Genomic DNA, 23,578 nt, shown 5'->3' with positions numbered 1-23,578 from the left:
AACCCCCTCTACTAAACCATGGCCGCGGCTGCGATATATGCTGCCCTTACGTCGGGAACAGGAATACCGCGCGGTTCATAGACATCGCGCGACAGGAAAAAACCGGTGAGCTGAAAACCGGCGTCTATGTCCTTGTCGTCAGGCGCGGCATTGCCGCCCGAGCCGACCAAGAAATCCGGAAGCTTCAGGAGGCGGTCCGCATAGGGAGCGCCGGCCATAGCGCTGACGGCCCTGCCCGACTTCGGGGACACCCAGACCAGATCGGCTGATGTACCGGTCGCGGCACATGACGACAGATCAAGACCGAAGCCGAGCTCCGACAGCATGGCCAGTTCGAACCGGATCAATAGCGCCGGAGCGATCTCGTTGTCTTCGAGATGGTCGAGGACGAGGCCAAGCGTTTCGAACACGGCCGGATGCGGGTCGCGCTCGGGGAGCAATCGCGTGAGCGACGACAGCCAGGAGAGGCCGAATACGGAAGCGCGTGCCTCCATCAGCCGGGCGGCCCTGAGCGTCAGGCCCTCCAGCGCGAAATTGCCAAGATGCTCGTCGAGCCGAGCCCGCCATTCGGCTCGGACCAGATTGCCCGGCTGAAGCACCGGCCGCTGGGTGCGCGAACGACCGCCTCTGACGAGACCGAGATGGCGGCCGTGGTCGCGCGTCAGAAGTTCGACAATGACGCTGCTCTCGCCGTGGGGACGGGCGGAGAGAATTACGCCTTCGTCGGTCCAGTGCATCTAGCGCGGGAACTCCAGTCCCATTTCTCGGTAACGTTCGGGATCGTCCGACCAGTTCTCGCGCACCTTCACGAACAGGAACAGGTGGATCGGCTGCTCGGCGATTTCGGCGATCTCGTCGCGCGCGGCCATCGAGATCGACTTGATGGTCTGGCCACCCTTGCCGATGACGATCTTCTTTTGGCTTTCGCGCTCGACATAGATCGTCTGCTCGATCCGCGCCGAGCCGTCCTTGCGGACCTCCCAGAGCTCGGTCTCGACGGTCGAGGAATACGGCAGTTCCTCGTGCAGACGCAGGAACAGCTTTTCGCGGGTGATCTCGGAGGCCAGCATACGCAGCGGCAGATCGGAGAGCTGATCTTCCGGGTAAAGCCACGGCCCTGGCGGCATCTCGCCAGCTAGCCATTGCTTGAGATCGTCGACGCCGTCGCCGTTCTGCGCCGAGATCATGAAGACGCGAACGAAGGGATGCTTTTCGCTGGCATCCTGGGTGAGCTTCAGGAGTTGCTCGCGTTTCACGAGGTCGATCTTGTTGAGGATGAGGAAGACCGGCTTCTTCACCTGTCCAAGCCGTTCGAGGATTTCGAGCGCTTCGTCGTCCAGCCCCTTGCGGGCGTCGACGAGGACACCGGTCAGGTCGGCGTCCTTCGCACCGCCCCAGGCGGTTGCGACCATGGCCCTGTCCAATCGCCGCTTCGGCGCGAAGATGCCGGGCGTATCGACGAAGATGATCTCGCTGTTGCCCTCGATGACGACGCCGCGCACCAGCGCACGCGTCGTCTGCACCTTGTGCGTGACGATCGACACCTTGGCGCCGACAAGGGCGTTCAGGAGCGTGGATTTGCCGGCGTTCGGCGCGCCGATGAGCGCGACGAAGCCGCATTTCGTATCTGCAGGCGGTGTCTCGATGTCAGTCATGTACCGCCTCGTTGGTCCAAATTCCCTCGCGGATCAAGAAGGCTTCCGCGGCTGCCTTCTCCGCGACGCGCTTGGTGCGCCCCTCTCCCCTCGCCGGTTCCCCGCCGCTGACGAAGACCTCAACCTGGAAGACCGGATGGTGATCCGGGCCGGTGCGGCCGATCTCGCGATAATCCGGCGTCGCCAGCCCCCGGCCGTGCGCCCATTCCTGCAGCGCCGTCTTGCCGTCACGCAGATGCTTGCGCGGACGGAGCATGCGGCCTTGCCAGTTGCGATGGATCAAATCTCGCGCCGGCTCAAGTCCACCGTCGAGATACACGGCCGCTATCACGGATTCGCAGACATCCGCCAGCAGCGCCTTCTTCTTGCGTCCACCGCTGCGAGCCTCGCCCTCGCCCAGCTTGACCGCCTCTCCAATACCAAGTTCGGCGGCAACCTGAGCGCATGTCTCCGCGCTGACGAGTTCCGACAGACGCTGCGACAGCTCCCCTTCCGGAACATCGGGAAAGGTCTTGAACAGCAGCTCGGCCACGACGAGACCAAGGACACGATCGCCGAGAAACTCAAACCGCTGATAGCTGCCCGTCCGCGGATTGTCACCCTTCACCGCCGAGACATGCGTCAGCGCATGGTCGAGGAGTGCAGGATCGGCGAACTGGTAGCCGAGCCGCGCCTCCAGACCCGAGCGGGCGGCGGCACGAGGGTTCTTCATCAGAGCGTATTGAAGATCCGCGACCAACGGACAGTCCAGGGCCAATTCCAGAAAGCCCAGGCATGTTGTCCCTCTTCCACCGAGAAGAAGATGACCTGCGCCTTGCCGACCAGGTTCTCGTAGGGGACGTAGCCGACCGCCGAGAGGACACGGCTGTCGGTCGAGTTGTCGCGGTTGTCGCCCATCATGAAGTAATGGCCTTCCGGCACCTCATAGACGGGCGTGTTGTCGTAGAAACCGTTTTCGACGAGATCGAGCGTCTCGTAGACGACGCCGTTCGGCAGCGTCTCCTTGTAGCGCGGAACGCGGATCGGACGGCCGGCGTCGTATTCGACGTAGTCGTCGATCCGCTCCTTCGGTACCGCCTTGCCGTTGATGTGCAACACGCCGTCGAGCATCTGGATCTTGTCGCCCGGCAGGCCGATCACGCGCTTGATGTAGTCGGTCGAATTGTCGGTCGGCAGCTTGAAGACGACGACATCGCCGCGCGTCGGTTCGGCACCCCAGATGCGACCCGAGAAGATCGGCGGCGAGAACGGGATCGAGAAGCGGCTGTAGCCGTAGGAGTATTTCGAGACGAACAGGAAGTCGCCGACAAGCAGCGTGTCCTTCATCGAGCCCGACGGAATGCTGAAAGGCTGGAACAGGATCGTCCGGATGATGACCGCGATGATCAGCGCATGCGCGACGACCCGGAGGGTTTCGAGGATCCCCCCCTCGCTCTTCTTCTCGGTAGTCACGCTCATATCGCCTCGCATCACGCTGCTCGCATTCTCAGGGGTTCGAGACGGCCGCACCACGCCGGTCTCTGATAGACGTTTGCAATCCGCCTCACAACGATTCGGCCGTTTCGGCTGGTACGGCGCTGATCATCACGAACGCCTGCGCCATCGGGAATTCGTCCGTGATGGTCACATCTATCCGCGCCCGGTAGCCCGGGGGAATCATTCTTTCGAGATGAGCCCGCGCGCCGCCGGTCAATTCCATGGTGGGCCGGCCGCTCGGAAGGTTCACGACGCCCATATCGCGCCAGAACGTCCCGCGACGAAAACCGGTGCCGAGCGCCTTCGAGCAAGCTTCCTTGGCGGCGAAGCGCTTGGCGTAAGTGGCGATCCGCTCGGCACGGCTCTCGGCCTTCTTTTGTTCGAGCGGCGTGTAGATCCGCTGGATGAAACGGTCGCCGAATTTCTCGATCGTCTTCTCGATGCGGCGGATATCGACGAGATCGGAGCCGATACCAAGGATCACGCGGCGGATCCCAACCGGGCACGGCCAGCGTTCATGGCGGAACGCATGCGGGCAATGGAATTGCCGAGACCGACGAAGATGCCCTCTCCGATCAGGTAATGGCCGATATTCAGTTCCGCGATGTCCGGAAGCTCGGAAATGGTCTCGGCCGTCGCATAGTCGAGGCCATGACCGGCATGAATTTCAAGCGACAGTTCAGCGCCTAGGAGCGAAGCGCTCTTGATCCGCTCGAACTCGGCAGCAGCCTGCGCGGTATGGCCTGCGACCACCGCCTCGCACCACGTTCCGGTATGCAGTTCGACGACCGGCGCCCCGAGTTCGGACGATACGCGCAGCACGTCGGGGGATGGCTCTACGAACAGCGAGACTCGGATGCCGGCCTTGTTGAGCGCGGCGATGGCAGGGGCCAGCGAATTTCGCTGTCCGATGACATCGAGCCCGCCTTCAGTCGTCCGTTCCTCGCGTCGTTCGGGGACGAGACAGCAGGCGTGCGGCTTCAGACGCACCGCGAGAGCGACCATTTCGGGCGTCGCGGCCATTTCCAGGTTGAGCGGCGCGGACAGTGCGCGAAGCCGCTCGATATCGTCGTCACGGATATGCCGACGGTCTTCGCGGAGATGAGCAGTGATGCTGTCGGCACCTGCCTGAATCGCCAGAGCGGCTGCGCGGACGGGGTCCGGCAATGATCCGCCACGCGCATTCCGTATGGTCGCTACGTGGTCGATGTTGACGCCGAGGCGGATGGGTCTGGTCATGCAGCCCCCCGTGCGCGAATGGCGCGAAGAGCGAGCTTCCTGTCGTGCTGAACAGTCATGAGCGAGCGAACGATGAAATAGGTCACGGCGCCAAGCACCGCGCCGAGGATGACGCTGCCGATCAGAAGCGGCGCGATGAACGGCTCGAGCGCCGCCCATGAATGCTGTTCGATCAGGTCCTTGGCGGAGAAATGATGTGCGCCGTGGACAAAAAGACGACCGACTTCATATGACGCGGCCCAGAACAACGGAAGCGTCAGCGGATTTGCCAGCGTCGTCACCGCAGCCGCGGCAATGATGCTGCCACCAAGCACATAAGCGACCGCGCAGGCGATCACGTAATGCAGGCCGAACAATGGGCTGAACGCCGCGAAAATGCCGGCAGCCGTTCCAGCAGCGACGGCATGTGGAGATCCCGAAAGCCGCATCAGCTGAAGGCCGCGATATTTCAAGGCTCGTTTCCACCCCATGCGCGGCCAGACCGCGTCCTGAACGCGGGCCGAGAACGGCTTCTTGGTGCGGCTCTTGAATTTCATCGCGGGTCTATGCGGGCCGCCGGTGTCAAAGTCATGGCGCGAACGCGCTCTTGCCAAGCCCGCGGCTACCGGGCTTCGTCGCCGGGATCGCGGCCAGTTCGGGCGGCAAGTCGTCGGCGTGATAGGTCGGGATTTCCAGCGTCGCCAGCGCGACCAGCGGCACGCCGAGGTCGGCATTGCCGCCCGAGCGATCGATCAGGCAGGCCGCGCCGAGGATACGGCCGGGCGTGTCGCGGATCGAAGCCAGGCATTCGCGAGACGACAGGCCGGTCGTGACGATGTCCTCGACCATGACGACGCGCGCATCGCGCCGGATCTCGAAGCCGCGACGAAGGCGGAACACGCCGTCCTCGCGCTCGACGAAGACCGCCTTGGCACCGAGATGACGCGCGGTCTCGTAACCCGGAACGATGCCGCCGACCGCCGGTGAGACCACGACGTCGACCTTGCCGAAGGCAGCCTCGATCTTCCGGGCCAACGCCTTGCAAAGGACTTCGGTACGGACCGGGTCCTGGAAGATGAACATCTTCTGCAGGAAGACCGGGCTGTGCAGGCCCGAGGACAGGACGAAATGTCCTTCGAGAAGCGCGCCCGCCTCCCGGAAATTCTGCATCACTTCGTCCTGCGTCATCGCTCTTTCCCGTCTTTGCCGCGTTAGCCGTTCACCCGCTCGACGCTGCTGATCACAGTCGAGCGTTTGAGATCGCGGACGATGTCGTTGAGGTGCTTCAAGTCGTGCACACCCAGATCCAGCGTGATCTCATGGAAGTCGGACGAGCGCGCGACAAGTGAAATATCGTCAATGTTGCCGTCGTTCTGCGCGATCGTGCCGGTGATATAGGCGAGCGAACCCGGCTCGTTGATGCAGGTCACCAGCAGCCGCGCCGGGAAACGCAGGATCGACGCCGCATCCATGTCCCAGCGCACGTCGAGCCAGCGCTCGGGCTGGTCTTCGTATTGGGCGAGGACCGGCGACTGGATCGGGTAGATCGTCACGCCCTCGCCCGGCGTCATGATGCCGACGATACGGTCTCCTGGAACGGCGCCGCCATCCGGGGCGAAACGAACCGCGATGTCGGTACGCAGGCCCAGGATGGGCAACATCGAACCATTGTGGCCCTCGATCCGGCCGGGCTCGATCGAACGCAAAGTCGAGCCGTGCTTGACCGCCTGCGCTCCGGGGACTTTCGAGGTGCGGCGCGCGGCCGGACGATCGGCTTTCACTTCGGGATAGACGGCGCGGACGACATCGTTGGCCAGCATCTCGCCGCGCCCGACTTCCGACATCACCTCCTCGACCGAATGACGCGCCAGGCGCGGCAGCGCGAGCTTCAGCATGTCGTCCGAATAGGCCTTCTCGGCGCGCTCGAAGGCGCGTTCCACGATCTGGCGGCCGAGACCGGCATATTGGGCGCGGACGGCGGCCTTGGTGGCGCGGCGGATGGCGGCGCGCGCCTTGCCCGTACGTACAAGCGATTCCCATGCCGCCGGTGGCTGCTTTGTCGCGGCGCGGATGATCTCGACCTCGTCGCCATTCTTCAGCTCCGAAACCAGCGGCGCGTTGCGGCCGTTGATCTTGCAGCCGACGCAGGAATTGCCGACGTCGGTGTGGACCTCATAGGCGAAGTCGATCGGCGTCGCGCCGCGCGGCATGGCGATGAGGCGGCCCTTCGGCGTGAAGCAGAACACCTGGTCCTGAAAGAGTTCGAGCTTGGTGTGCTCGAGGAATTCTTCCGGGCTGTCGCCCTCGGCGATGATCTCGATGGTCCGCCGCAGCCATTCATAGGCGCGGCTGTCCTTGGTCAGGGCGGCGCGATCCTCGTCGGTCGTTCCGTCCTTGTAGAGCGGATGCGCGGCGATGCCGTATTCGGCGACCTGATCCATGTCCTCGGTGCGTATCTGCAGCTCGACGCGCTGGTGGCCGGGTCCGATGACCGTCGTGTGCAGCGAACGGTAATCGTTCTGCTTCGGCGTCGAGATGTAGTCCTTGAAGCGGCCGGGCACAGTCGGCCAGGTCGTATGGACGATACCGAGCGCGCGGTAGCAGTCCTCGGTCGAATCCGTGATGACGCGGAAGGCAAAGATGTCGGAGAGCTGCTCAAAGGCGATCGCCTTGCGCTCCATCTTGCTCCAGACCGAATAGGGCCGCTTCTCACGTCCCTTGATCTCCGCCTTGATACCGTATTCCGCCAGTTTCTTGTCGAGCGCGCTCTCGATCTTGGCGATGAGATCGCTCGACTTCTCGCGAAGCGTGAGGAGCCGCTCGGTGATGGTCTTGTGTGCTTCCGGAAAGAGATGCCGGAACGCCAGATCCTCCAGTTCCTCGCGCATTTCCTGCATGCCCATGCGACCGGCGAGCGGCGCATAGATGTCGAGCGTCTCCTCCGCAATGCGGGCGCGCTTCGCCTCCGGCACGTAATGCAGCGTGCGCATGTTGTGGAGACGGTCGGCGAGCTTCACCATCAGGACGCGAACGTCTTCCGAGATGGCGAGAAGGAGCTTGCGGAGATTCTCGGCCTGCGCTGCCTGCTTGGAAACGAGATCGAGCTTCTTGAGCTTGGTCAGGCCATCGACCAGACGGCCGATCTGCGTGCCGAACAGCCGATCCACCTCATCCTTGGTGGTATCTGTGTCTTCGATCGTGTCGTGCAGGAGGGCCGCGACGATCGACGCGTCATCAAGCCGGAATTCGGTGAGAATGCCAGCGACTTCAAGGGGATGGGAGAAGTACGGATCGCCCGATGCGCGCGTCTGACCGCCGTGGGCCTTCATCGCATAGACATAGGCGCGGTTGAGAAGCGCCTCGTCCGTATGCGGGTTGTACTTCCGGACGCGATCGACGAGTTCGTATTGACGGATCATACCTTACCTGGCGGCATAACCCGCCGCCGCATCTCCCGGTCGTATATGAGGTTTCGCCAGAGCCTTCGGCAAGGGCAAACACATGGTCAGACGGCAGACCTTCGTTTGGCAAGGAGCGCACGGGCTCCCAGCGCAATAAATCCGACAACGAGCCCCCAGAAGGCCGAGCCGATGCCGAACAGAGCGACACCGGACGCGGTTGCCGCAAAGGTAAGGACCGCCGCCTCGCGATCCTCGGGCACGGCGACCATGTTGACCACCGCATTCGTCAACGGACCGAGCAGAGCGATGCCGGCGATCGCGGCGATGGTCTCGGGACGCATGGTCATGAACAGGCCGATCAGCGGCGCGGAGAAGAGCGCGAGCAGGACATAGAAGCCCGAATAGATGATGCCGACGACCCAGCGGCGTTGCTTGTCGGGATGAGCGTCCTCGCCCGTGCAGATCGCGGCGGTGATGGCGGCGAGGTTCGTGCTGTGGGCGCCGAAGGGTGCGAGCACGAGCCAGAGCAGGCCGGTCGTGAGCAGGATCGGCTCCGGGCGCGGCTTGTAGCCGGCGGAGCTCAGCACGACGAGGCCAGGCAGGTTCTGCGAGACGAGCGTCACCAGGAACAACGGCACGCCGAGGCTGATGATGGCGCGTGGATCGAATTCGGGCGTCGTCCATTCCAGCATGCCGAACAAAGATGATGAGGACAGCCCGCTCGCATCCCCTCGCCCGATGACGATGCCTACGGCGACGACGAGCACGATTAGCATGGCGTAGATCGGCAACCGCTGGCGCACCACGACGAAGACCAGAAGCAGGGTCACCGCGACCAGGAGATCCGACTGCAGGGTGCGGAACAGATTGAGGCAGAACGGGAGGAGCACTCCTGCCAGCATTGCGGCGGCGATCGAGGACGGAATACGCGCCGCGAGCCGCCCCAAAGCGGGGATGAAGCCGAGCAGCACCATCAGCGTCGCCGCAAAGACGAAAGCGCCTATCGCGACCGGCCAGCCGGGACTGAGCGTGCTCGCGGCGATGAGCGCAGCACCCGGCGTTGACCAGGCGAGAACGATCGGCATGCGGAAGAACAGGCTCAGCCCGCTTCCGGCGATGGCAATTCCGAGGCAGAGCGCGGTAATCGAGGACGAGATGTCCGCCAGGCTGCCGCCCATGGCTTGCGCGGCCTGGACGTTGATGGCGACCGTACTGCCGAAGCCGACCAGAGCGGCGACGAGCGCTGACGTGAACGCCGAGAGCGGAACCAACCCGCCTGCCCTCTTGTCTTCTGCCTCGTCAGCCATGGCGAATGACCCAAAGCCGCCATAAAAAAATGTCCCCGCCGATGGGCGGGGACATGACGTTCAGTTCAGGACCGACTAGTCGGCGCCGTCGTCGTCGTTGCTGGTGTCGACCGGCGGGGCCAAGCCTTCGAGGCCGCGGAGAAGGTCTTCCTCGGTCATGCGATCGAAAGCGATATCGTCGTTGCCGCCGGCGGCAAGCATCGGAACGGGCTCCGGCTCGGGCTCGTCCACCTCAACATGCTTCTGCAGCGAATGGATGAGATCTTCCTTGAGATCCTCGGCCTTGATGGCGACATCGGCGATCTCGCGGAGTGCGACGACCGGGTTCTTGTCGTTGTCGCGGTCGACCAGCAGCGGCTGGCCGCCTGCAATCAGACGAGCGCGGTGGCCGGCGAGCAGGACCAGCTCAAAACGGTTTTCGACCTTGTCGATGCAATCTTCGACGGTAACGCGGGCCATGGGCGGCCTTTCTCAGGATTCGGATCGGGAGATTGACTCGTCACATAACCTGCATCTGCGTCAGGTTCAAGGCTGACGGGATAAGCCTGCCGCGCGCTTGACACATCTCGACGCGAGATCGACATCTTCAGAATGATTTCAAATCACGGACGCGGATTTTTCGTCCGACGGTTTTTCAGGCGATCCTTTTCTATTTGGTTGCGCTGATCTCGTCTCAAGGCCGCGTCCGGTAAACCATTGCCGGGACCATGACCCACAACGTGCCCAGGATCGCCCTGTTCATCGACGGCGCCAATTTCTATTCCAGCGCGAAAACTCTCGGCTTCGATATCGATTATCGCAAATTGCTCAAGGAGTTCGGCAGCTACGGCCAGCTGATCCGAGCCTATTATTACACCGCCATGGTCGAGGATCAGGAATATTCCTCGCTCCGGCCGCTGGTCGATTGGCTCGACTACAACGGCTACACGGTCGTGACCAAGCCGACCAAGGAATATGTCGACGGCTCGACGGGTCGCCGCAAATTCAAGGGCAATATGGACGTCGAGCTGACGGTCGACGCGCTCGAGATCGCTGAACGCGCGGATCACATCTATCTGTTCTCTGGCGATGGCGACTTTCGTTCCCTGGTGGCGGCGCTCCAGCGCAAGGGCGTACGGGTGACGGTCGTCTCCACGGTGGCGACCCAGCCGCCAATGATCTCCGACGACCTCCGCCGTCAGGCCGACGAGTTCCTCGATATCTCCGAGCTCAACACCAAGATCGGCCGACCTCAGGCCGACCGTCCGGATCGGCTGCCCCGCTTCGTGCGCGGGCCCTCGGCGGACGATGTCGAGGACTGACCCATCACTCCCGTTCAGCCACCGCACGATTGTCCGCTCTGCCCGCGTCTCGTTGCCTTCCGCGAGACGTGGCGCGAACGCGCGCCGACCTGGCACAACGCACCGGTCCGGAGCTTCGGGCCCGAAAATGCCGAGCTTCTGATCATCGGCCTCGCGCCGGGATTGCAAGGCGCGAACCGCACCGGCCGCCCTTTCACCGGAGACTGGGCCGGCGATCTGCTTTACGCGACGCTGCTGGAATTCGGCTTCGCCACGGGTGTTTACGACGAGCGGCCGGATGACGGGCTCGAACTCGTCGGCGCGCGGATCGTCAACGCCGTGCGCTGCGTGCCGCCGCAGAACAAGCCGGTCGGCGCCGAGATCAATACTTGCCGCCAGTTCCTGACCGGCGAGTTCGAAGGACTGCCGAACGTGAAGGCCGTCGTTCTACTGGGGCGCATCGCTCACGAGAGCACGCTTCGCGCGCTCGGTGCACCGATGAATGCCGCCAAGTTCGGTCATGGCGCCGAGCACGATATCGGCCGGATCAGGCTTTTCGATAGCTATCATTGCTCCCGTTACAACACGAATACCGGCCGGCTAACCACCGATATGTTCAGGGCGGTGTTCGCCCGGGTGCAGGAGTATCTGTGCTGAGGGAGTTTCGGTTTCGGTTAGTTCACCCAAACCTATGGATGATTCAGGACCGGGAGAGCGCCCGCTAGTTTAGTGGGCAAGAGCAATTCCCTCCCTGTTGCTCTTCTTGGCAGAAGCCCCGCCCCGCCTCCCGGCGGGGCTTCTTTTTAGCCTCGGTCCCTGAGCACTCGTGCTTTTTCGCGGTTCCAGTCGCGCTTCTTCTCGGTTTCACGCTTGTCGTGCAGCTTCTTGCCCTTGGCGAGCGCGATCTCGACCTTCGCCCTGCCCTGCTCGTTGAAATAAAGCTTGAGCGGAACGACCGTCATGCCCTCGCGCTGGACGGCATTGGCAAGCTTGGCGATCTGGCGGCGATGCAGCAGCAGCTTTCGCGGCCGCTTGGCCTCGTGATTGAAGCGGTTGGCCGCGAGATATTCCGGGATATAGGCGTTGTAGAGCCACATATCGCCATTCTTCTCGGCGGCGTGGCTCTCCGCGATCGTCGCCTTGCCGGTGCGCAGCGATTTGACCTCGGTGCCGGTCAGCACGATGCCGGCCTCGAAGACCTCGCCGATCTCATAGTGGTAGCGGGCCTGACGATGGTCGGCGACGAGTGTGCGCTTCTGCTCCGCCTTGGCGGCACTCATCCGTTTAACACGCCCGCATGCACCATCGCCTTACGGACGGCCTCTTTTGCTCCGACGGTGGCGGGCATCAGGGGCAAGCGGACTTCGTCAGCGACCCGGCCGAGAATCGACAGGCCGGCCTTGGCACCGGCAACGCCCGGATCCATGAAAACCGCGGCGTGGAGCGGGATGAGCTTGTCCTGGATATCAAGCGCCTTGGCGTAGTCGCCAGCCTGCGTCGCGAGCTGGAGCTCCGAGCAGAGGCGCGGCGCGATGTTCGACACGACGGAGATGCAGCCCTGCCCGCCGGCGGCGTTATAGGCGAGCGCGGTCATGTCCTCGCCCGAAAGCTGGATGAACTCCTTGCCCATCGCGGCGCGCTGCTGGCTGACGCGAGCGAGATTGCCCGTCGCGTCCTTCACGCCGACGACGTTCTTCAGCTCGAACAGGCGGGCCATGGTCTCGACCGAGATATCGACGACGCTGCGGCCCGGTATGTTGTAGATGAAGATCGGAATGCCGATGGCGTCGTTGATCGCCTTGAAATGCTGGAACACGCCTTCCTGCGTCGGCTTGTTGTAATAGGGCGTGACGACGAGAGCTGCCTGGGCACCGGCCTTTTCGACATAGCGGGCGAGCTCTACGGCTTCCGCTGTGGAATTGGAGCCCGCACCGGCGATGACCGGCACTCGACCGCGCGCTTCGTCCACGCACATGCGGATGACGGCACGGTGCTCCTCATGTGTGAGTGTCGGCGTTTCTCCGGTGGTGCCGACGGGAACGAGGCCGTGGGTGCCTTCCTCGATCTGCCAGCTCACCAGCTCACGGAACGCTTTTTCGTCGACGGCGCCGTCGCGAAAAGGCGTGACCAGAGCAGTGAAAGAACCCTTGAACGGGTGCGACATCTCGATGTTCCTCAGAATGGGCGGTAAGCTTTAATCCCGCCGAGCTTCCGGGGGAAGCCCCTCGCCGCTGAGGTGTAGGGTCACGCTTTTGCCCGCATTGCGGCCTACCTGACCGTGGCGGTTAGCGTTTCGTAAACAATCGCGCGTAAGACTTGGGGGCATCTACGGAGATATCGCGTGAGATCGAGACCGCTCGTTACCGGCCTCTCAATTCTGCTTTGCTCCACCGTGCTCGCCTCTGCGGCTGAGCGCGTTCCCATGCCCGCGCCCCGCCCCTCGACCGAGGCGACCTCATCGATTCCCGCGGCCACCACTCCGTCTGCCGTGGCTCCGCTGCCAACGCCCGCGCCGCGCCTGCAATCAACCGCATCACAGCCCGCTCCGGGCCCCGGCTCGCTCGGCATTCCGGCCCAGCTGTTCACGGCGCCGCCCGTCCAGGCCAACGCCTTCGCACCGAGTTCGCCCGCCGTCAGCAACGGTTTGTCGTCGCTGCTCGGCGCCTCGCGCGATTCCTCGACCGGCATCAACCAGTCGGACGTCGTGCTGATCAAGACCGCGATCGCCTATCTCGACGGCGGAAAGCTCGGCGATGCCCAGCCGATCCGCGACCAGCTTCGCGATCGCGCCGCCCGAACCTTGTTCGACTGGCTGACGATCCGTGCCGCGTCGCGCCAAGTCGGGTTCTCGGCCATGGCCGGCTTCCTGAACGACAATCCCGACTGGCCGGCCCGCGCGCTGATCACCCGTCGTGCTGAGGAAGCGCTCTACCTCGAGAACCTCGACGCGGGCACGATCCGCGCCTTCCTCAGCGGCCGCACGCCGCAGACCGGTCTCGGCAAGCTCGCCCTCGCCCGCATCTCCGACCGCAACGGTGCCGCGCGCTTGGTCAAATCGGTGTGGCGAGAGGAAGACCTGACACCGGACATTGAGTCGAAGGTGCTGGACGAGTTCGGTGGTTTGCTGACCGCCGACGACCATGGCGCCCGGGCCGACCACTTCCTCTACGACGGCGAGACCGCCAACGGCATGCGCAACGCGGCGCGGGCCGGCTCCGGCTATCAGGCGATCGCCAAGGCTCGCATCGCCGTGGCGCGCAAGACGAAGGACGCCGCGTCTCTGATGGCGGCGGTTCCTTCCAATCTGCGCAAGACGCCGAGCTACCGCTTCGCCCAGATCAACCTGCTCCTCGCGCAGAACAAGGACGAGGAAGCGGCAAAGCTGATGGTCGAGGTGACGCGCGATCCGATCGCGCTCGTAGACGAAGGCGCGTGGTGGGAAAAGCGCCGCTGGCTCGCCCGCGATATGCTCGATCTCGGCGATGCGAGAATGGCCTACCGCGTCGCCGCCGGGCACGGGAACGTCAAGTCGGCGGATATCGCCGACGCCGAATGGCATGCCGGCTGGATCGCTCTGCGTTTCCTGAAGGATCCCACGCTCGCCAAGAAGCATTTCGCTGAGATCGCCCGTGTCGGCCTGACGCCGATGACAAAGGCGCGCGGCGATTACTGGCTTGGCCGCGCCGAGGAAGCGTCCGGCAATATGGGCGCGGCGCAGTCCTACTTCGCGTCGGCGGCCCGCTACGGCACTTATTATTACGGCCAGCTCGCTCGCGCCCGGCTCGGCGGCAATCATCCCCCGATCCAGGCCATGCAGCCGTCGGCGCAGGCCCGCGACGCGTTCAACCGCAATCCGGGCGTCCGCGCCATCCGTATCCTTTATGCGGCGGGTGCGCGCGACAAGGCTATCCCCCTCTTCAAGGAAACGGCCGACGCACTTCGCGACACGGCCAGCCTGACGCTGTTGGCGGAAATCGCCGAGAGGAACAACGATCCGCGCGCCCAGCTTCTGGTCGGCAAGGCGGGCATCCAGAACGGCTTCCCGGTCGAGGTCGCGGCCTGGCCGACGAATGGCGTTCCCAAGTTCCAGCCCGTCGGCATGCCGGTCGAACTTCCGGTCGTCCACGCGATCGCGCGGCAGGAGAGCGAGTTCAACGCCAGCGCGGTCTCGCACGCCAAGGCCCGCGGGCTCCTGCAGATGCTGCCGGAGACGGCCAAACGCACTGCGGCCAAAGTCGGCGTGCCGTTCGATGCGAGAAAGCTGAACGACGCCACGTTCAACGCGACCCTTGGCGCGGCGCATCTCGGCGAGCTGATCGACAATTACGACGGCTCCTACATCATGACCTTCGCCGCCTACAACGCCGGCCCCGGCCGCGTGAAGGAATGGGTGGCGCGCTACGGCGATCCGCGCGACCCCAATGTCGACCCGGTCGACTGGGTCGAGCGCATCCCGTTCACCGAGACCCGCAATTACGTTCAGCGGGTGATGGAGAACGTGCAGGTCTACCGCATGCGGTTCGGAACGCGCGCACCGCAGAACATCGAAGCTGATCTCCGCCGCGGGCGGAGCTGATCTCTTTTCACATGACAGAGCCGTCATCCTCCGGCTCGACCGGAGCATCCATGTTGCGAGCTCCTGTGGATCCTCCGGTCAAGCCGGAGGATGACGAGCAATGGGCGCTGCAATAACCGCCGGCGGACGATGCAGGCGAGCGATACTCCGCTGCGTTCCCCGGACAAGTGCGCGGAGCGCACGCCGATCCGGGCCCAGTGCATGAGTGGCCGCAGGCGCTCAATAGCTGAAGTGCGGCTTCGCCGCGAGGAACGCTGGGTCCCGGTTCTCAAGATGCAGCTTTGCTGCACCCGGACCGGGACACGGCTGGTGTACGCGCACTCCTAGTCCTCCCCCATTGCATGAGGGGTGAGTGGCCTGCTTGGGCATCATGATGTCGAGGGACAAAAGAAAACCCCGGCGGTTGCCCGCCGGGGTTCTTGAACCTTGATCGGTTGGCTGATCGTGAGATCAGCCCGCCAGATCAGAAGTTGCGCTGGATACGCGACTGGATGCGGAGATCGTCTTCTTCGAAGTCGGTCGGGAAAGCCACGCCAGCGACGTCGAGACCGGTGAAGTCCGTGTGATCCACCGTGATGTACTCGCCTTCGAGGAAGATGTTCAGGTTCTCGACCGGCTTCCAGAGGATACCAACAGCAGCCTGGATCGCTTCGAACGAGCCTTCGAGACCGTCCTTACCATCGTAGTCGATGTAAGCAGCCGAACCGTACAGAGCAACGGTTTCCGTCGCCTGGAAGTTCACGCCACCGCCGACAGCCCACTGCTCAGTGGATTCGCCATCAAGATCGAAGTCCGCACGCGGAGTGAGCGTCTGCAGGAAAGTGCCGAGATAACCGTAGTCAGCGGCGCCCTCAGCGTAGGTGCCCTGCGCCCAAACGTAGGAACCTTCAACAGCGGTCGGCAGGTTGATGGCAACACCTGCCTGAACGGCCCAGCCGATATCGGCTTCGTCGGTCGTGACGATGTTGTCGTCGCCGGCGTTATCCTTGACAGCAGCCGACAACTGAGCCGAACCCCAAGCCTGCTCGACGCGAAGAGCAGCAATACCTGCCGGCGCATCGCGGGTGTTGTCCGTTCCCTCGATTCCATCGCCGAGGGGGGAGAAGTCGATAAGGGTAACCGGGCCGAGGAAGCGGCTAGCCGCGTTCTCGATACCGACCGTCGCCGAGAAGCCGTCGCCGAACGACCACGTATAGGCAACAGTATTGACCTGGTTATCCGAGAAGAAGTCGGCGACCGTAGCCGTCTGCACGAAGTCGTAGAACGACGAGGTGCGACCAACCGTGAAGCCGGCGAACTGGATGTAGGCGCTTTCGACGAAGTCGTTGCCGTCGCCACCGTTCTGGAACTCGTCGGAGTCAGCGTCCGAACGGAATTCGAGGAACGAACGCAGCGTGCCCCACTCGGTCTCGCTACGGGCATCGAGCTTGATCGAGAGACGGGCGCGGTTGCTGTAACGCTCCGAAGCTTCGTCGCCCGCGAACTCGTCTTCATCGAACGGCGAGAACGAGTCGCGATCGCCGAAGTCATAGCGCTGGTCGAAACGGACGAAGCCGCCGACCTTCAAGCACGTGTCCGTGCCCGGGATGTAGAAGAAGCCCTTGCCGTACGTGTCGCAGATCCTCACGTACTCGACCGGTTCCGCCATCGGAAGGTCGGCTGCCTGTGCCCCGGTGAACGCGACGAATGCTGCCGCCGAACCGAGAAGAAGGCTTTTCACCGTCTTCATATTAGTCCTCCAAAAGTTTCGAGACCCTCAGGGAAGCGGCTGGTCCGTCTCAGTGGATCCTGCCGTTTTCCCCCCGTATCCCACCTGACTGCACCAGGGCCACCAGACGAGACGACCCGGGGCAAACCCCTTCGTCGTGTGAGGACCATGACTTTTCGCTTGCCGCGTCGCAACAGGTTCCGCCGTCTCTTTGCCTCATTTGGGACGGGGTGTTGCACTGATGCCACTGTAGGTTTTCGGGGCGATTTGGAGGAGTTGCAGGCTGTCCCGTACGGACAGACCCGCTCGGAGAACCGCGCCGGAACCCAGCCGGCGTAATTGAAATAAGGCACTGAAAAAGCTGCGTTTTACTCGGCAGGCGCCGCGTGCTCGATGCCGGCTTCGGCCTCATGCCTGTGGCTACGCCCTATCAGCGAATAGACCGTCGGGACCACGAAAAGCGTCAACATTGTGCCGAGCGTCATGCCGCCGACGATGACCCAGCCGATCTGCTGGCGGCTCTCCGCGCCCGCTCCCGTGGCCAGCGCAAGCGGTACCGCGCCGAGCACCATGGCGCCCGTGGTCATGAGAATCGGCCTGAGTCGCAGCACCGCCGCCTCGACCACCGCCTCGATTCGCTCGCGACCGGCTTCCTGCTGCTGGTTCGCGAACTCGACGATGAGAATGCCGTGCTTGGTGATCAGGCCAACGAGCGTGACGAGACCGATCTGCGAATAGACGTTCAGCGTTCCTCCCGCGAACCACAGCGCGGCGAGAGCACCCGTCATCGAAAGTGGCACGGTGAGCAGGATGATGAACGGGTCGACGAAGCTTTCGAACTGCGCCGCCAGCACGAGGTAGATGAAGAGAATCGCCAGCACGAAGACGAGCGCGAGACTCTGGCTCGACGACCGGAATTCGCGGCTCTGGCCGCTGTAGTCGACCTGGGTGCCCCTCGGCAGGATCTCCTGCGCGGCGCGCTCGACGGCCTGGAGCGCACTGCCGAGCGTCGAACCAGGCGCGACGTTCGCCGTGATCGTGGCGGCGCGAAGCTGGTTGAAGCGGCGCAGCTCGCGCGGCGCGACCGATTCCTTCACCTGCACGATGTTGGAGAGCTGCACCATGTCGCCCGAGGCGGTGCGCAGATAAATGGTCGACAATGTCGACGGCGAGCCGCGGTCCTGGGCCGCGAGCTGGACCATGACGTCGTATTGCTCGCCATCCTTGTCGAATCGGGTGACCTGACGGCCGCCGAGGAGCGATTCCAGCGTGCGGCCCGCGACGGAAACGTCGATTCCAAGATCGGCGACCTTGGAGCGATCGAGTGCGACCTGGATCTCCGGCTTGTTGAGGACGAGATCGCTCTCGACGTTCTCGACGCCCGGCTCGCTTTCGAGCCGCGTCACCAACTGGTCCGCCATCTGGCGGAGGTCTTCATAGGTGCCCGAGCTCTGGATGACGAAGTTGACCGGCTTGTTGCCTAGCCCCTGCCCCTGGCCGAGCGAGGGCGGGTTCGATGCGAAGGCCTGCACGCCGGCGATCCGGCCGAGCTTGCGCTGGAGTTCGCTTGTGATCACCTGCTGCTTGCGATCGCGGTCGGCCCAGTCGTTCAACAGCACGAACCCGAACATATTGGTTACTTCCGGCGAGCCCGAATTGACCAGGAAGGCGCGGACATCGGCGGTTTGACCGAGGATACCTTCGACCTGACGCCCATAGCGGGACGTAAAATCGATCGTCGAACCCTCCGGCCCGCGTCCGAACAGGCGAATCGTGCCCCGATCCTCGACCGGCGCCAGTTCCTGGGACAGGTTCGTAAAGAAGTAGACACTGCCGCCGGCAACGACGACGCCTGCTAGGATGATCAGCGGCCGGACGCGCAGCGAGCCGCGCAGCACGGCGCGATAGCCATGCTCCACGCCGTCGAACACCCGCTCCAGCATGTTGAATATGCGGCCGTGTTTGGCCTGATGCTTCAGGAGCTTCGAGCACATCATCGGCGTCAATGTCAGCGCAACGAAGCCCGAGACCAGAACGGCGCCGGCAAGCGTCAGCGCGAATTCGAGGAAGAGGCGGCCGGTCCGACCCTCGGCAAAGGCGATCGGCGCGTAGACGGCGGCGAGCGTGATCGTCATCGCGACAACCGCGAAGCCGATCTCCTTGGCGCCCTTTAGAGCCGCCGGGACCGGCTTCATGCCCTCTTCGATGTGGCGATAGATGTTCTCCAGAACGACGATGGCGTCGTCGACGACGAGGCCAATCGCCAGCACCATCGCGAGCAGCGTCAGTGTGTTGATGGTGAAGCCCATCACATACATGATCGCAAAGCTCGCGATCAGCGAGACGGGAATTGTCACGATCGGAATGAGCGAGGCGCGGACCGAACGCAGGAAGAACACGATGACGAGGACGACGAGGAGCACCGCCTCGCCGATCGTGTGGAACACCGATTCGATAGAGCGGTCGATGAAGACCGAACTGTCGTAGCCGATCTCGACGTTCATGCCGGCCGGCAGGCTCTCACGCATGGCCGGCAGGATCTCGCGAACTCCGTTCGAGACATCGAGCGGATTGGCCGTCGCTTGCTTGATGATGCCGACCGAGATCGCCGATTTGCCCATGAAGCGGCTGGCGCGACGCTCGTCCTTGGCGCCGAGTTCGACGCGGGCGACGTCGCGCATCTTGACCTGATAGCCGTCGGCGAGCTTGACGACGATCGCCTCGAACTCCGCCGGCGTCTCGAGACCCGTGCGCGACAGGACGTTGAATTCGCGGTCAGTGCTTTCGATACGGCCGGACGGGATTTCGACGTTCTGGGCGCGCAGGGCGTCCTCGACGTCCTGGACCGTCAGGTTGTAGGCGGCGAGACGGGCGCGATCGACCCAGATGCGCATGGCATAGCGGCGCTCACCATAGATCTGGACGTCGGCGACGCCGTTGAGATTCTTCAGCCGGTCGACGACGAAGCGGTCGATATAGTCGGTGATCTCCAGCGGCCCTTCGCGGTCGCTGGTGAACGACATGAACATGATCGGCTGAGCATCGGCCTCGACCTTGGCGACGGTCGGCTCGTCGATCTCGTCCGGCAGATTGCGACGGACGCGGGAAACACGGTCGCGGACATCGCTCGCGGCGACATCGGGATCGACGTTCAGGTTGAAGCGGACGGTGATGCGGCTCGTCTCGGAACGGCTCTGCGATTCGATCGTGTCGATGCCGGCGATGCCGGCGATCGAGCCTTCGAGGATCTGAGTGACCTGGGATTCGATGATCTCGGCGGACGCGCCGGTATAGGTCGTCTGCACCGAGACGACGGGCTCGTCGATGTTCGGATATTCGCGGACCGATAGCCGGTCATAGGAGACGATGCCGATCAGCACCATCAAGAGCGTCATCACCGTCGCGAAGACGGGACGCTTGATGCAGATTTCCGAGATCCGCATGGCTCAGCTCGGCTCCGCCGCGGCGGCGATGACCTCGACGACCGCACCATCGCGCAGGCGGCCCTGGCCGGCGACCACCACCATGCTGTCGGCGGTCAATCCTTCAACCACCTCGACCTGTCCGGCGCGACGCTCGCCGAGCTTGACCTTGGATTCGAGCGCTTTGCCGCCCTCGACGCGGTAGACAAAGACGTCGTTGCCGCGCGGCACGATCGCGCCTTCCGGCACGACGACGACATTGCCGCGACTCGCGCCGGTGACGGTGACACGGGCGAACAGGCCGGGACGCAGCCGGTTGCCAGGATTCTGCAGGCGGGCGCGGATCTTCAATGCGCGGCCGTTGACGTCGAGTAGCGGATCGATCGCATAGACCTGCCCTTCATAGGTCTGGCCCGGATAGGCATCGACCGTGATCAGGACCGTCTGGCCAACATGGACGTCGCGCAGATTGATTTCCGGTAGGCGGAAATCGAGCTTAAGCGTGTCGATCTTCTCCAGGTTCATCAGCGCCTGGCCGATCTGGGCGTAAGCGCCGACCGAGACCGTGCGGATGCCGACCGTGCCGTCGAAAGGCGCGCGGATATTCATCTTGTCGAGCCGCACGCGCGCGAGCTCGACCGCGGCGCGGCCGGTTTCAAGCGCGGCAAGCGCTTCATCACGGGCGCGCTCGGTGCCGGCGCCGGACCGCGTCAGGGTCGTGGCGCGATCATAGTTCGATTGGGCGAGCCTCAGATTGGCCTCGACATTGGCCATCTCGGCGCGGGCGAGTGCGTCGTCGAGCTGGACGAGCGTGTCGCCCGTCTTCACCGCCTCGCCCTCCCTGGCGCCGATCGAGGCGATGCGGCCGGCGATCTCGGCGGCGACGCTGACCGACTCATCGGATGACAGCGAACCGACTGACTGCAGTTCGGTCATCGCAGGGATGGAGCGCGCCTTGGCGGTTTCGACCGGGGCGCCCTGTTTCGGCGCGGACGCTGTCGTCACCGGAGCAGCCAGGGCGGGCCCCTCGGTCGCCGTGGCGGTCCTCCAGATGCCCTCAAGGCCACCTTCGGTCTGCGACAGGCCATAAACGCCCGTCACCACGACGGCCAGTCCACCCAAAGCGATCAGTGATGCACGCTTCACCAGTCCAGCCCTTCCCGTCAAAAATCCCTCAGCCGCAACGCAATGGCCGAGCCATTTGACACGCGGATGATAACTCAGCCTTGAGCATTATACGCGGGCGAAGACGGTTCCCTGCGCGAGATTTAGTTCAATCTTCCGCGCGGGCTTGCAATGCCAAGCACCTCCGGTTATGTCCCCTGCGCTGGCCGGCCGGGCCTAGCGATTTGCGCGCCCGGCTCCCTGTTGGGGAATAGTTCAACGGTAGAACAGCGGACTCTGACTCCGTTAATCTTGGTTCGAATCCAGGTTCCCCAGCCAACTTCTATCGCCGGCTCCGGTCGCGATAGCGGCGGCCCAACTCGCCGCATAGCCTAGCTTTTCTCCTTAGCCGAACCTTCCGTGACCAAGAGGGTTGCGAAGCCGCAATCCGATCAGCACGCCGCCGGTGCAGAAGACCAGGAATAGACCTCCGGCAACTGCGCCGGCCTGGATGCCCGACAAGAGTACGCCGATCGTGCAACCGAGCGCGGTCATCGCGCCCGCCCCATCCCATGAATACGCCGCCGATCAATCCGCTGCCGATCTGCCTGCCGGTCGGCAAGGTCGGCTTGAACTGGCCGGCAGCGAAGGCCGCGGTCCAGGGCCGTACAGCGTGTCGGGCAACAGTCCCGCCGCCCCGCTCGCCGCCGTGCCGATCTGCGAGGTGACGCCAAGCGGTGCGAAGCGCAGGTAGGCGAATGTGCCTATGGCGGCGACAAGCACGCCGCTCAACACCGCCGGCCAGCGATGGACGAAGACCGCATTCAGGCTCGACCGAATCGAAAGCCGGTCGGCGGCTACGGTCTCGACCCGGCTGCGCGACAGGATCAGCAATGCAAGCCCGCCGAGAAGCGAGAGGCTCAGCACGAGCGAGCCTCCGTAACCGAGGTGATGCGGCAGCCAGAGCACCGGCCCCTTTGCGAGATCGGCCATGAAGAGCGAATTCCAGGTGAGAAAGCCGGATCAAGGGACACAAGAAGGAAGCGGCCGATAGCGGCGGCTCCTGAGAGCGCGAAATTGTATCGAAACGTATTCGTGGCCCCTGCCGCGACAGCCGACGACAATTTCGTGGTGCTCCTGGGAAGCCTCCGCGACATCAGCCGCTTAGTGTCATGAGGCGTGGGCGAACGTGCGGTTCCCCCTTGCATTGCCTCGACGCAGCCATCCGGCCGCGTTCAAAGGAGCACCGGATGGCGCGCATGCGTAGCATCGCGGCCGGCGGGATACTGATTGCGGCAGTATCCGGCGGGTCGATCTTCGGCTGGTATTCTTCCCAGACCTCTGCCTCGGCTACGATCGCCGCGGCCCCTCCTCCCTCGGTGGTCGTATCGGTTCCCCTGAAGCGGGAGATCACCGACTGGAACGAATTCGCCGGCCGTTTCGAGCCGAGCGCGAGCGTCGATATCCGGGCGCGCGTGACGGGGTATCTCCGGTCCATCGATTTTCAGGACGGCCAGATCGTCGAGGCGGGGCAATTGCTGTTCGTCGTCGACCAGCGTCCCTACCAGACTGCCCTGGCACAGGCGCGCGCGCAGAGGTCGAGCGCCCAGGCTGCCGTCGAACTTGCGAGCCTCGAACTTCGCCGCTCCGAACAATTGGTCGGCAGCAATGCAGTATCGCAGGCCAGCCTGGACCAGCGGCGCCAGCAGAAGAAGGACGCCGATGCGTCGCTGGAACTCGCCGAGGCTGCCGTCGCTCGCGCCCAACTCGATCTCGATTATACCGAGATCCGTGCCCCCATCGCTGGCCGCGTGTCCAACCGTCGGGTCGATCCAGGCACCCTGATCACCGACAGCGTGCTTCTCACCACGATCGTCGCGCTCGATCCCATCTACTTCGTCTTCGACGTCAGCGAACGCGACCTCCTTTCCTATCAGCGAGGTCTGAAAAAGGGCGAGATCGCACCGCTGAGGGACAAGAGCATGCCTGTCGAAGCGCGGATGCAGGGCGACGAGGACTGGCCTTATCGGGGCTCCATCGATTTCGTCGACAATCGACTGGAAGCGGGCTCCGGCACCATCCGCGCCCGCGCGACACTTCCCAATCCCGACCTCTTCATCACACCGGGGCAGTTCGGCCGGCTCCGAATGCCGCTGACCCGGCCTTACGAGGCGCTGCTCATTCCGGAGACGGCGACACTCAGGGATCAGGCGGACCGGGTCGTCCTCACGGTTGATGCCGACAACAAGCTGAAGGCAACCAAGGTCGAACTCGGTTCCAGCCAGGGACGCGGCCTGCGCGTCGTGCGTGGCGGCATCGGGCCGCAAGACCGCATCGTCATCAACGGCCTGATGCGCGCTCGCGCCGGTCAGGCCGTTTCTCCGCAAGCCGGCGAAATCGAGCCCAGCTCGACCGCGCTCGCGAACTGAGG

The 23,578-nt window shown here is 63.8% G+C and carries 22 protein-coding genes and 1 tRNA gene; 5 read left to right on the top strand and 18 right to left on the bottom strand.

Annotation, left to right across the window (positions count from 1 at the left end):
* Positions 1-11: 11 nt before the first annotated feature.
* The 11 genes from recO to rpoZ all read right to left on the bottom strand — a co-directional run bounded on the left by recO (position 12) and on the right by rpoZ (position 9,516).
* The gene (gene recO, locus ACFPFW_RS08005; RefSeq protein WP_114956485.1) at positions 12-737 is read right to left on the bottom strand and encodes a DNA repair protein RecO; all 726 of its coding nucleotides are present in this window, start codon (positions 735-737) and stop codon (positions 12-14) included.
* Positions 738-1,655 carry a GTPase Era gene (gene era / locus ACFPFW_RS08000; protein WP_114956486.1) on the bottom strand — a complete coding sequence of 306 codons (918 nt, stop codon included), beginning with the start codon at positions 1,653-1,655 and terminating at the stop codon, positions 738-740.
* A complete protein-coding gene (gene rnc / locus ACFPFW_RS07995; RefSeq protein WP_114956487.1) occupies positions 1,648-2,367 on the bottom strand; it encodes a ribonuclease III in 720 nt (239 codons plus the stop codon). Before rnc ends, era begins: the two co-directional genes overlap by 8 nt.
* Complete coding sequence (gene lepB / locus ACFPFW_RS07990; protein ID WP_114956674.1) at positions 2,367-3,113, bottom strand: signal peptidase I; 747 nt, start codon at positions 3,111-3,113, stop codon at positions 2,367-2,369. Before lepB ends, rnc begins: the two co-directional genes overlap by 1 nt.
* Before the next feature lie 85 nt (positions 3,114-3,198).
* Positions 3,199-3,615 (bottom strand): holo-ACP synthase, encoded by a 417-nt coding sequence (gene acpS, locus ACFPFW_RS07985; RefSeq protein ID WP_114956488.1) that lies wholly within the window; start codon positions 3,613-3,615, stop codon positions 3,199-3,201.
* Positions 3,612-4,370: a pyridoxine 5'-phosphate synthase gene (locus tag ACFPFW_RS07980; protein ID WP_114956489.1), complete on the bottom strand. Its 759-nt coding sequence runs from the start codon at positions 4,368-4,370 to the stop codon at positions 3,612-3,614. The genes acpS and ACFPFW_RS07980 overlap by 4 nt, the downstream gene beginning before the upstream one ends.
* Positions 4,367-4,906: a DUF2062 domain-containing protein gene (locus ACFPFW_RS07975; RefSeq protein WP_114956490.1), complete on the bottom strand. Its 540-nt coding sequence runs from the start codon at positions 4,904-4,906 to the stop codon at positions 4,367-4,369. Before ACFPFW_RS07975 ends, ACFPFW_RS07980 begins: the two co-directional genes overlap by 4 nt.
* Before the next feature lie 31 nt (positions 4,907-4,937).
* On the bottom strand, positions 4,938-5,537 hold the full coding sequence (gene pyrE, locus ACFPFW_RS07970) for an orotate phosphoribosyltransferase (protein WP_114956491.1): 600 nt from the start codon (positions 5,535-5,537) through the stop codon (positions 4,938-4,940).
* 23 nt (positions 5,538-5,560) lie between these two features.
* On the bottom strand, positions 5,561-7,768 hold the full coding sequence (locus ACFPFW_RS07965; protein WP_114956492.1) for a RelA/SpoT family protein: 2,208 nt from the start codon (positions 7,766-7,768) through the stop codon (positions 5,561-5,563).
* Positions 7,769-7,854: 86 nt separating this feature from the next.
* The gene (locus ACFPFW_RS07960) at positions 7,855-9,057 is read right to left on the bottom strand and encodes a benzoate/H(+) symporter BenE family transporter (protein WP_114956493.1); all 1,203 of its coding nucleotides are present in this window, start codon (positions 9,055-9,057) and stop codon (positions 7,855-7,857) included.
* Positions 9,058-9,132: 75 nt separating this feature from the next.
* The gene (gene rpoZ, locus ACFPFW_RS07955; protein ID WP_114956494.1) at positions 9,133-9,516 is read right to left on the bottom strand and encodes a DNA-directed RNA polymerase subunit omega; all 384 of its coding nucleotides are present in this window, start codon (positions 9,514-9,516) and stop codon (positions 9,133-9,135) included.
* Positions 9,517-9,764: 248 nt separating this feature from the next.
* Between rpoZ and ACFPFW_RS07950 the strand changes: the two genes are divergently transcribed.
* Entirely contained in the window at positions 9,765-10,358 is a 594-nt protein-coding gene (locus ACFPFW_RS07950; protein WP_114956495.1) for a LabA-like NYN domain-containing protein, read from the top strand.
* A 3-nt stretch (positions 10,359-10,361) separates the two neighbouring features.
* Complete coding sequence (locus ACFPFW_RS07945) at positions 10,362-10,994, top strand: uracil-DNA glycosylase (RefSeq protein ID WP_114956496.1); 633 nt, start codon at positions 10,362-10,364, stop codon at positions 10,992-10,994.
* Positions 10,995-11,140: 146 nt separating this feature from the next.
* On the opposite strand, the gene smpB is transcribed toward ACFPFW_RS07945, so the two are convergent.
* The gene (gene smpB, locus ACFPFW_RS07940; protein ID WP_114956497.1) at positions 11,141-11,617 is read right to left on the bottom strand and encodes an SsrA-binding protein SmpB; all 477 of its coding nucleotides are present in this window, start codon (positions 11,615-11,617) and stop codon (positions 11,141-11,143) included.
* Entirely contained in the window at positions 11,614-12,501 is an 888-nt protein-coding gene (dapA, locus tag ACFPFW_RS07935; protein ID WP_114956498.1) for a 4-hydroxy-tetrahydrodipicolinate synthase, read from the bottom strand. Before dapA ends, smpB begins: the two co-directional genes overlap by 4 nt.
* Before the next feature lie 258 nt (positions 12,502-12,759).
* Here dapA and ACFPFW_RS07930 point away from each other — a divergent pair, with 258 nt between their 5' ends.
* Positions 12,760-14,913: a lytic transglycosylase domain-containing protein gene (locus ACFPFW_RS07930; protein ID WP_114956499.1), complete on the top strand. Its 2,154-nt coding sequence runs from the start codon at positions 12,760-12,762 to the stop codon at positions 14,911-14,913.
* A 463-nt stretch (positions 14,914-15,376) separates the two neighbouring features.
* Here the strand turns inward: ACFPFW_RS07930 and ACFPFW_RS07925 are convergent, their stop codons facing one another.
* The 3 genes from ACFPFW_RS07925 to ACFPFW_RS07915 form a co-directional block, all read right to left on the bottom strand.
* Entirely contained in the window at positions 15,377-16,642 is a 1,266-nt protein-coding gene (locus ACFPFW_RS07925) for a porin (RefSeq protein WP_114956500.1), read from the bottom strand.
* 347 nt (positions 16,643-16,989) lie between these two features.
* The gene (locus ACFPFW_RS07920) at positions 16,990-20,064 is read right to left on the bottom strand and encodes an efflux RND transporter permease subunit (RefSeq protein ID WP_114956501.1); all 3,075 of its coding nucleotides are present in this window, start codon (positions 20,062-20,064) and stop codon (positions 16,990-16,992) included.
* Between the two features lie 3 nt (positions 20,065-20,067).
* Positions 20,068-21,189: an efflux RND transporter periplasmic adaptor subunit gene (locus ACFPFW_RS07915; protein WP_114956502.1), complete on the bottom strand. Its 1,122-nt coding sequence runs from the start codon at positions 21,187-21,189 to the stop codon at positions 20,068-20,070.
* A 223-nt stretch (positions 21,190-21,412) separates the two neighbouring features.
* Between ACFPFW_RS07915 and ACFPFW_RS07910 the strand changes: the two genes are divergently transcribed.
* A tRNA-Gln gene (locus tag ACFPFW_RS07910) sits at positions 21,413-21,486 on the top strand.
* Positions 21,487-21,552: 66 nt separating this feature from the next.
* Here ACFPFW_RS07910 and ACFPFW_RS07905 read toward each other — a convergent pair.
* Positions 21,553-21,702 carry a hypothetical protein gene (locus ACFPFW_RS07905; RefSeq protein WP_379770192.1) on the bottom strand — a complete coding sequence of 50 codons (150 nt, stop codon included), beginning with the start codon at positions 21,700-21,702 and terminating at the stop codon, positions 21,553-21,555.
* Positions 21,703-21,735: 33 nt separating this feature from the next.
* Positions 21,736-22,140 (bottom strand): hypothetical protein, encoded by a 405-nt coding sequence (locus ACFPFW_RS07900; protein ID WP_114956503.1) that lies wholly within the window; start codon positions 22,138-22,140, stop codon positions 21,736-21,738.
* 257 nt (positions 22,141-22,397) lie between these two features.
* Between ACFPFW_RS07900 and ACFPFW_RS07895 the strand changes: the two genes are divergently transcribed.
* On the top strand, positions 22,398-23,576 hold the full coding sequence (locus tag ACFPFW_RS07895) for an efflux RND transporter periplasmic adaptor subunit (RefSeq protein ID WP_162799625.1): 1,179 nt from the start codon (positions 22,398-22,400) through the stop codon (positions 23,574-23,576).
* Positions 23,577-23,578: the final 2 nt, after the last annotated feature.

The organism is Flaviflagellibacter deserti, from assembly GCF_042652085.1.
Classification (GTDB): Bacteria; Pseudomonadota; Alphaproteobacteria; order Rhizobiales; family Methylopilaceae; genus Flaviflagellibacter; species Flaviflagellibacter deserti.
The sequence above is the reverse complement of the archived record's forward strand: the minus strand, read 5'-3'. Positions and strand labels throughout refer to the sequence as shown.

Bases quoted from the DNA above. Each gene is read 5' to 3' on its own strand.
- ACFPFW_RS07960 (WP_114956493.1), bottom strand. From the start codon at position 9,057: ATGGCTGACGAGGCAGAAGACAAGAGGGCAGGCGGGTTGGTTCCGCTC.
- ACFPFW_RS07980 (WP_114956489.1), bottom strand. From the start codon at position 4,370: ATGACCAGACCCATCCGCCTCGGCGTCAACATCGACCACGTAGCGACC.
- era (WP_114956486.1), bottom strand. From the start codon at position 1,655: ATGACTGACATCGAGACACCGCCTGCAGATACGAAATGCGGCTTCGTC.
- ACFPFW_RS07950 (WP_114956495.1), top strand. From the start codon at position 9,765: ATGACCCACAACGTGCCCAGGATCGCCCTGTTCATCGACGGCGCCAAT.
- rnc (WP_114956487.1), bottom strand. From the start codon at position 2,367: ATGAAGAACCCTCGTGCCGCCGCCCGCTCGGGTCTGGAGGCGCGGCTC.
- lepB (WP_114956674.1), bottom strand. From the start codon at position 3,113: ATGAGCGTGACTACCGAGAAGAAGAGCGAGGGGGGGATCCTCGAAACC.
- smpB (WP_114956497.1), bottom strand. From the start codon at position 11,617: ATGAGTGCCGCCAAGGCGGAGCAGAAGCGCACACTCGTCGCCGACCAT.
- ACFPFW_RS07920 (WP_114956501.1), bottom strand. From the start codon at position 20,064: ATGCGGATCTCGGAAATCTGCATCAAGCGTCCCGTCTTCGCGACGGTG.
- ACFPFW_RS07900 (WP_114956503.1), bottom strand. From the start codon at position 22,140: ATGGCCGATCTCGCAAAGGGGCCGGTGCTCTGGCTGCCGCATCACCTC.
- ACFPFW_RS07895 (WP_162799625.1), top strand. From the start codon at position 22,398: ATGGCGCGCATGCGTAGCATCGCGGCCGGCGGGATACTGATTGCGGCA.
- ACFPFW_RS07905 (WP_379770192.1), bottom strand. From the start codon at position 21,702: ATGACCGCGCTCGGTTGCACGATCGGCGTACTCTTGTCGGGCATCCAG.
- pyrE (WP_114956491.1), bottom strand. From the start codon at position 5,537: ATGACGCAGGACGAAGTGATGCAGAATTTCCGGGAGGCGGGCGCGCTT.
- ACFPFW_RS07930 (WP_114956499.1), top strand. From the start codon at position 12,760: ATGCCCGCGCCCCGCCCCTCGACCGAGGCGACCTCATCGATTCCCGCG.
- dapA (WP_114956498.1), bottom strand. From the start codon at position 12,501: ATGTCGCACCCGTTCAAGGGTTCTTTCACTGCTCTGGTCACGCCTTTT.
- rpoZ (WP_114956494.1), bottom strand. From the start codon at position 9,516: ATGGCCCGCGTTACCGTCGAAGATTGCATCGACAAGGTCGAAAACCGT.
- ACFPFW_RS07965 (WP_114956492.1), bottom strand. From the start codon at position 7,768: ATGATCCGTCAATACGAACTCGTCGATCGCGTCCGGAAGTACAACCCG.
- ACFPFW_RS07925 (WP_114956500.1), bottom strand. From the start codon at position 16,642: ATGAAGACGGTGAAAAGCCTTCTTCTCGGTTCGGCGGCAGCATTCGTC.
- recO (WP_114956485.1), bottom strand. From the start codon at position 737: ATGCACTGGACCGACGAAGGCGTAATTCTCTCCGCCCGTCCCCACGGC.
- ACFPFW_RS07975 (WP_114956490.1), bottom strand. From the start codon at position 4,906: ATGAAATTCAAGAGCCGCACCAAGAAGCCGTTCTCGGCCCGCGTTCAG.